5 protein-coding genes are annotated in these 7,805 nt (G+C 66.9%); 3 read left to right on the forward strand and 2 right to left on the reverse strand.

The genetic code is table 11. From position 1 onward, the window contains the following. Positions 1-381: 381 nt before the first annotated feature. From D7231_RS34275 to D7231_RS34285, 3 genes are all read left to right on the forward strand, one after another. Entirely contained in the window at positions 382-1,659 is a 1,278-nt protein-coding gene (locus D7231_RS34275) for a hypothetical protein (protein ID WP_242000070.1), read from the forward strand. A 204-nt stretch (positions 1,660-1,863) separates the two neighbouring features. Next, positions 1,864-2,835: a hypothetical protein gene (locus D7231_RS34280; RefSeq protein WP_120760227.1), complete on the forward strand. Its 972-nt coding sequence runs from the start codon at positions 1,864-1,866 to the stop codon at positions 2,833-2,835. Positions 2,836-2,935: 100 nt separating this feature from the next. Then, positions 2,936-3,208, forward strand: coding sequence for a hypothetical protein (locus tag D7231_RS34285; protein ID WP_120760229.1), 273 nt, complete (start codon positions 2,936-2,938; stop codon positions 3,206-3,208). 102 nt (positions 3,209-3,310) lie between these two features. Here D7231_RS34285 and D7231_RS34290 read toward each other — a convergent pair whose 3' ends face one another. Next, entirely contained in the window at positions 3,311-4,723 is a 1,413-nt protein-coding gene (locus tag D7231_RS34290) for an IS4 family transposase (RefSeq protein ID WP_120760231.1), read from the reverse strand. A gap of 78 nt (positions 4,724-4,801) precedes the next feature. Then, on the reverse strand, positions 4,802-7,189 hold the full coding sequence (locus D7231_RS34295) for a DEAD/DEAH box helicase (RefSeq protein WP_422396791.1): 2,388 nt from the start codon (positions 7,187-7,189) through the stop codon (positions 4,802-4,804). Positions 7,190-7,805: the final 616 nt, after the last annotated feature.

Genomic DNA, 7,805 nt, shown 5'->3' on the forward strand with positions numbered 1-7,805 from the left:
CGTCTTCTGGGCCACCAGCGGCGTCGCCCACATGCACAACCTCGCCCTCGCCGGCTGACCCGAGCCCAGAACTCCGCAACACCCACATCACCGCAGCACAGTTACGGAGTTACGAGAAGATCTCTAGAGATCCCTGGGGCCCTGCCGACAGCCCACCACTTGGCACTGGCTCTACGTACTGCTGTCGTGTCTTCGGTTCCATGCCCCCAGCCGTCGACGGAGGAGCGACTGACGGGTCCCATAGCCCAGTGCGGGCCTTGTGCTACGCCGGTTCCGTAGCCTCGCTGCCCACGAGGGGCGCCCCCGGCCGACGTGGAGCAAGGCCTGGAGTACCAGCGAAAAGCCGTCATATCCGAAGAACATTCCGCCTAGCATCGGTGCATGACTGCGGAAGAAGCCGCGCAGCGGTGCCCGATGCCCGGTGCTCATCGGCGGCTGATGGACTGCCATGCCCAGTGGCACCGGCTGCACGAGGAGTACTTTGATCCGCATGGGTTCCGGATCATGCTGAACGCGCTGGTCCCGAACCTCCGGAACGTGACTTGGTTGCTGCAAAAGCAGAAGAAGGAGCTCGCAGGCTTCGACGAGTGGTACCCCCGGTTCCAGCAGCAGTCGGGCAGCAGCGAGATCATGCGGTGGGTCGTCAAGTCCCGCAACCGCATCACGAAGGAAGCCGATCTGGAGTTGCACAGCGAGCTGCAGATCGTGTGGCAGCAGGACTGGCTCCGGCATGTTCTGGGCACCTCTGCGAATTTCCCGCCCCGGATGACGGTCCGCGACATTCTGGACGATGTTGTACGCCGGTACAGGCCGCCGGGCGGTACCGTGACCGTGCGGCGCCGCTGGGTGGATGCGGCGCTGCCCGAGTGGGAGCTGCTGGACGCCACGGGAGAGGCATACGCGCAACTCTCGGCGCTGCTCGCCGAGGGCCACCAGGCAGCCGGTGTGCAGGTGTGTGACCTCCCGGTACGTGACGTGGAATGCGAGACAGCGCACCTCAAGTCATCGGGCACCATGCCGCACTGCATGCTTGTGGCCAAGGACGACCTGGAAGCCCACTTCGACGTGCTCAAAGGCGTTCAGATCGAGTCCTACAACTTGACTATCGAACGTGACGAGGACGGCACCAAGCTGGCGCGCCAGCGTTACGGTAAGCAACCCGAGCCGCACACTGGCGACCCGATCGAAGCCGTGCCCTGGCACATGTCCAACGCTCGGCTGGTGATGGAGAAGGACGGCTTCCACCAGACCTTCGCCTTCCTGTACCGAGAAGACAAGATAGTGCAGATCGTCACTCTCGTCTTCGACAGTCAGGGCACGAAGATCCTCTCCTTCGAGAAGCTCGCGAACCAGATGAAGGCGATGAAGGCCGACGGCATCGTCGTGACGTCGGAATCATGGTCCGCCAAGCCCACCAGCAAGGAGAAGGAACTGGGCACCATGCTCTTCCCACCGCGTGACCGCCTGGACCGATTGGAGGCACTTACTGCCTACGCCGCGACCCGCGATGGCCGCCGGGCGGGACAGATGTCCATGGTCACGCGCGGCCCCGACGGGCAGACAACCTGCTCCGATCCGCAGGATGCCGAGTATGCGGTGGCCCACACCCTCGCTCCCGTTCTGAGAATGTGGGATGAGACAGGGCAGTCGGCTGGCTGACAGAACCTGCACAGCTCCCAGCATCGCTCGCTTCGCCACGTCCCATGTAGGCAGCAGTGCGGCATCCACAGTCAGCGGGGCGAGACCGGCCGCGACCGGAGACGGTCTGCTGAAGTCCTGCCATCAGGTGACAGGAGTCCGTAGGATCGCTACCAGATCGTTGGCCGGTGCCGGCACATTGAGGGCAGTGGAGATCGTGAAGCCATGACGGACAGGGTCACCCCCCACATGCTGCGTGAGGCGATAGCAGACACGTTGCGCGACTGTGTGAAGTCGTACCACCTCGCCGCAGTCTGCGAGTCGCTCGGCCTGGAACCGGAACGCGAAGATGAGGACCCACACCGCAGCAAGCGCTGGTACGTCCTCGGCCGGCTCCAGACGCGTCAGATGGCCGAACTTGCCACGATCGCACAGCGAGTGACCGAGGAGTTCGGCGGCCGCGAGCTGATCGAACTTGTAGGACGGCTCGGCGTCCGTGGCGTGGCGGGCGAGCTCAAGAACCTCATCTTCGCCGCCGACGGCCCCAAGCCCGAACTCGTCCTCGCGGACGCCCTCAACAACGTCATCTGCATCACCAAGAACGAGCAGTACTGCCTGGTCTACGACCAGCCCCTGGCCGACCACGGACTCACCTGGCGTGAGCTCGTCTCCTGGTGGACGAACCGGAACCAGCTCCCCACCGACGCCGGGAAGGAGAGGGACAACGCGCTCCACCTCTACGGGCGGCTGGAACGCTCCATGCAGCACAACGGACTGGAGATGGAGTTCTTCAAGACCTACGCAGCTCTCTACAAGCAGTTCGGCTTCGGCATCCCGGCACTCATCCCGCAGGTCTACCTCCACTATGACCCGTACGTGCGCCGTCGCCTCACCAAGAGCCCGGGCCCTCTCGCGCGCCAGCGCATGGACTTCCTGCTTCTGATGCCTGCGCGCGCTCGGATCGTCATCGAGATCGACGGACTCCACCACTACGCCAACGACGACGGACGAGCCGACGACCACCGCTACGCCGAGATGGTCGCCGAGGACCGCAAGCTGCGTCTGGCAGGGTACGAGGTGTACCGGTTTGGCGCCGCAGAACTGAAGCGTGACAGGAAGCGATCTGTGGTCAGCGACTTCTTCCGTGAACTACTGGAGAGCCACCACTCCCTTCCCGCCGCGTCAACCGCCACGTAGTTTCAGCGCGGACACCCCGCCTGCGCCGCCCCTGACCCGCCCGCGGCTGGTATCGGCCGCGCACCCCTGCCGGGGCGGGGCCGGGCGGGAGACTGTGCGAGTGAGTATGCCCGCCCCCGCGCCTGTGCCTGGTCTGGGGCGTGGCCGTCGTGCTCTGATCCCTGCCGAGGGTGACACCGATCTGCAGTCGTCGGCTGCCCGTGCCCGTACGGCCCTGGCCGCGGTGCAGACCGTCCCTGTTCCCGTGGTGGTCCTCGGCGGGATCGCCGGCCTGATGGAAGAGCTGGAGCGCTTGGCCGAGGCGGCCGGGGAAGATGGCAACCAGCAGGCCACCCGGGAAATGCTGGCGTATCTGCGCGCCATCGGTGGCTGACGCTCGCGGCCGGCCGTGACGTCGCCCGACGGTGTGTCGTTGGCCGGTGCGGGTGCACGAAACCCCGCGTGCCGGTGCCCCGAGGAGCCCAATGCAGTTGCTTTAGGGAGGTGAAGAGGGTTGAGCACGAGGCACGGGCCTGCCAGCGCCGCGGTACTTCTTCACCTTCTTGGTCTGGTTGGCGGCCCACCGGCCCGGCTCGACCTTGCTGCGGCCACTCCGAGTTCTAAGGATCGGCCACCGCGACGGTTTCTTGATCGCTCGGGGCCAGTCCCGGCCCGACCGGGGCGGCAGCAGTCGAGTGCGTGCTTCGATGGCGGCCTCAGCCCAGGCACCCATCACCTTGCGGTGGCTGGCGCCGTGCTGGAGCGGCACGCTGCGGCGGGCGATCCGGACGCAGCGCAGGTAGGAGAGCCGGTCCGGGTCCACTACCGGGCCGTTCGCCGCGGCATCGTGCGCGAACCGGTGGACGGCCTGGTGGACCGCGAGCAGGGCCCACAGTTCCTGCCGCACCGCTTCAGGGGTGCGGGATCGGAGCGGTCCGCCGGGCCCCAGGTGGTTCTTGATCTCGTCGAAGGCCAGCTCGATCTCCCAACGCTGCCGGTAGAGGGCGATCAGCTCGTCTGCCGGGTACTGCTCGGTGTCCAGCAGGGAGGTTCCCAGGTGCACCACCTTGTCGTCCTTGGTGAAGGTGATGACGCGGTAGGTGGTCTCCTTCGGCAGGACCCGCCCTTCGCGGGCGGCCCGGAGCCGGACCTCCTGGCCCGGGCGCATCAGCGACAGCCGGGAGCCGTCCGGGAGGCCAGCCTGTGTGGTACCGAGGTGGTTGGACTGGAGCCTGACCAGCAGGTGAGCACCGGAGGCGGTGAAGGCATGGACGAACTCGACCGACCAGAACCCCCGGTCGGCGATGACGAGGTTGCCGGGGCCGGTCGAGCTGGCCAGCGGGTAGGCCAGGCGGCGTTCGCCGTCCCGGTAGCCGCCCAGGCCGGCGTCGAGGACGGCGTGGGTGCCGATCTCCGTGAGCACCGCGGCCCGCACCTGCGGGAAGCCGAACGGCGTGCCGCCGGTGGAGGGGCCGTCGAAGGTGTCGCCGTTGCTCACCGAGTCCGGCACGTCGAACTGCGTGCCGTCCAGCGCCAGCAGGCGCAGGCCCCGCCACCAGGCACCCGGCGTCTCCGGGGTGGCCAGCGGACCGGCCACCTGCCGGAACACCGTTTCCAGCACCTCTTCACCGAGCCGGATGCGCGCCCGGCACAACGACGAGCGGTTCACCTTCGCCAGGACACGGCTGCCGGGTATTCCGCTGGTCAGCATGCGTATCACCTCCTCGTACGACTCCCGGGCGAACAGACACAGCGCGAGCACGAAGTACACGATCAGCCGGGCGGGGAGCAGGCGGCGCCGCTGCTCGCTCCGCCCGTGCTTGGCGACGGCCGCGTCCACCAGTTCCGGCGTGAACACCTTGGTCAAGATCCCTAATCTCGACCGGCATCCCGGTTCCCACCCCTCCACGAGCTGGCCAACGGCCCAGCCAGCTCAAAAGCAACTGCATTGCCCCGAGGAGCCCCCCGGGGCACCGGCACCCCGGGATCAGACGGCCCAGTCGAGACCGAGCTCCGCGAGTGCCTTCTTCTTGTCCGCGGTGAGCTTGGCGCGCCTCGATTTGGTGTTGGACAGGAAGACGCCAAGTTTGATCTCCGTGCCGTCCTCCAGTGTCTCTACGTGGTTCCTGGGGACGGTTACGGAGCCGGTTCGGGCTTTGTACTGGCGCAGGGCCTCAACGCCCCGTTCGAACGCCCCGGAGGTGCTCCTGGACGGTTTTACGGGTGCTTCCTGTTCCGGGGGCAGGGGCGCGATGCCGAGTTGCTCCAGGCGCTGGCGCTGGCTGTCTGTCAGCCGCTGCCAGACGGTGTGCTGGCGCTGCCGCGCGAGCCACCTGCCGACGTCCTGGCCGTGCACGGTGACCCCGGGCAGGAGTTCCGCCTGGTCCTCGTCGCCCAGCAATTCGCGTACGGCCACGTAGTGCCGCTGCCACTCCGCTGGCCAGGCCGGGTTCCAGTCCTCGTCCACCTCCCGTAGCGCCTGCTCCCACTCCGGGTGTCCGTCGAGTGCGCCGGGCCGGCGGAGGTTGGACAGCCACTGCCCGATCGGCCGGTCCAGCGCCGTGGCGGTCCGCGGCGCGCACAACGTCCAGTGCTCCTCGTAGTACGCCTTCGCGGCCTCCAGGCTCTCCTGGAACCGCTCGTCCGCCATGCTCCAGACCATGCCGAGCTTCTCCAGCCGGCGCGCCCGGACCGCGGTCATCTGCCCGGCGCCGTACGCCCGTCGCTGCTCCGCGACCCATTGCCCGAGGGGAGTTGCGCCCTCTTTGTGCCCGTACGGTACCCGAGCGTGCCCCTCACGCTCCGTGAACGCCTTCAGCTTCGCCCAGCCGCGCGCCCAGTCCTGCCGCTCGGTGTCGATGACATTGAACGACACCCACTTGGCGACCATCACCGGGTCACGTGGGGCCGCGAAACGTAGCAGCAGACGGGAATCCTCCTCGCCTTCCTCCGGCTCCGTACCGATATTCACGGAGGGCTGGGCAACGTCTTTCTGCGGTTCTTGGGGAATTGCGAGGAGTTCGACCGCTTCCTCGTCGTGGGCCCGCAGGCCTTCCAATACCTTCACCAAAGGCCGGTAAGAGGCAGAGGTGAACATGTCTTCCGGCTGCTCCCCGGGCTGGAGGAATACCGGCACAATCAACGACGCCAGTTTGCCTTCTCCGGGCTTTTGCCGCAGGGCCCGGCCGATGGCCTGGACGATGTCGTGCGGGGCCCCCTTGGGGTCGAGCAGGGCCACGGAGTCGACGGCCCGGATGTCCACGCCCTCGCCGAGCACCTTGCAGTTGGCGAGCACGGCCCGCCGCGCGGTGCTGCCGAAGGAACCGAGGACTTCCCGCCGCTGCTCGGGTACGTGATCACCGCACAGCCAGTCCGCCCAGATGCGCGCCGGGTAGGTCTCCGGCTGGTCCGCGTGGAGCTTCGCTGCGACCCGCGGCAGGCCCTCGGCGTAGGCCTGCGCCTCTATCGTCCGGTGGTGGAAGGTGATGCAGGTGTTCAGCTGGTGCTCCGCCATGGTCCGCAGCAACGCCGCATGCAGCGCCCCGAGCCGCTCCCCGCGCACCTCCTCACTCCCTCGTTCCTCGCCCATGAGCCGCTCGGGCGTGACCTCGGGGTCGGTGAGCTCCACCACGATGATCTGGTACCGCGCGAGCAGGCCCCGGGAGACCGCTGAGGCAAGCGACAGCTTGTAGAGGACCGGCCCGAAGATCGCTTCGTCGTCCATCGAGGCGGCCATCTCCTCCGGCAGTGCATCCCGCACCCCCTCCGCCACCTCCCAGTGCGGCGGCCGCTCCTGCCAAATTCGGGGGGTGGCCGTGAGGTACAGCCGGCGCGCCGACGGGATGACGTCCTGCTTGTGGATGTCCGCCCACGCCTTCCCGAGTGACCCACTCGTCCGGTGAGCCTCGTCCACCACTACGAGGTCGAGCGGGGCGAGCTGCTGTCCGTAGACGCCGGCGAAAGCCTCCGCCAGGACGCCGAGGCTCGCGTAGGTGGCGTAGATGGTCACCGGGCCCGCGGCGTGCCACATGGCGAGCCGGATCGGGTTCGTGGTGCACCTGACCTTGAGGTTCCACAAGTCCGGATCGTCCTGGAGGCCCCCCACGGCAACCGCCGGCCCCCGGTGCCCGACTCGGTGCCATTCCTTGATGGTCTGCGCCAGAAGATCCAGCGTCGGCACCACCACCAGGATCCTGCCCTTCGGCAGCATCTCACGAGCAGCGAAAGCAGCCGTGATCGTCTTTCCGGTACCGCACGCGGAAATCACCTGCCCGCGCAGGCCATTGGCCGGGATACCCTCGGGAGGCACGTCAAGGCCGCGCTTAATCGCATCAACGGTTTCGATCTGATGCGGGCGTAGATCACTTTTCTTCATGGCCACAGGGGAAGACTCTTTCTCGCAGATGTGGCGAGCAATCAGAAAGGGAAGTCCCGGAGCGGTGAGGACGGCCCGGGGTGGTGCTGTCTGTTCCCAGACTCTACACAGTACACGGCGGTGATGCACGCTGCTTCCGTGAGGTTGGTTCGTCAGGATAACGTGTTGCCGGTTCTTGCCCCACGGAGGGGTATTGGTGTGTATGCTGGTGGGGTGTTGCCGGGGGTTGGTTGTGTGGCTTGCTGGTGTGGGGGTGGGGTTCGGGTGGAGCGTAGCGGAGTCCGTCACTGCGGTGGGGTCGGCACTCCTGCCGGGTTGATTTCCTGTCAGTTGTGGGGCGGGAGTGATGGCTTGGAATCCCAGACGCTACACGGGTCCGCGGGTGATGCATCCTCCTGCTGCCAGCCTGGATTTTCCGCTTGCGGAAAATTCTCCTATTCGCGCTTGCGCGAATAGGCTGTCATTGAGAATTCCGCGTGCGGAATTCAATTCCCGCGTTTACGCGGGAATTTGACGAAGCGTCAGCGGAGTCAATTCACTGCATTTGCCGGAGCGAAGCGGAGGCGTTCGCTGGGCTCCCGGCTTGCCGGGAGCCCTTCCCGCGGAGCGGGAAGGG

Source organism: Streptomyces klenkii (genome assembly GCF_003626645.1).
GTDB classification, from domain to species: Bacteria; Actinomycetota; Actinomycetes; order Streptomycetales; family Streptomycetaceae; genus Streptomyces; species Streptomyces klenkii.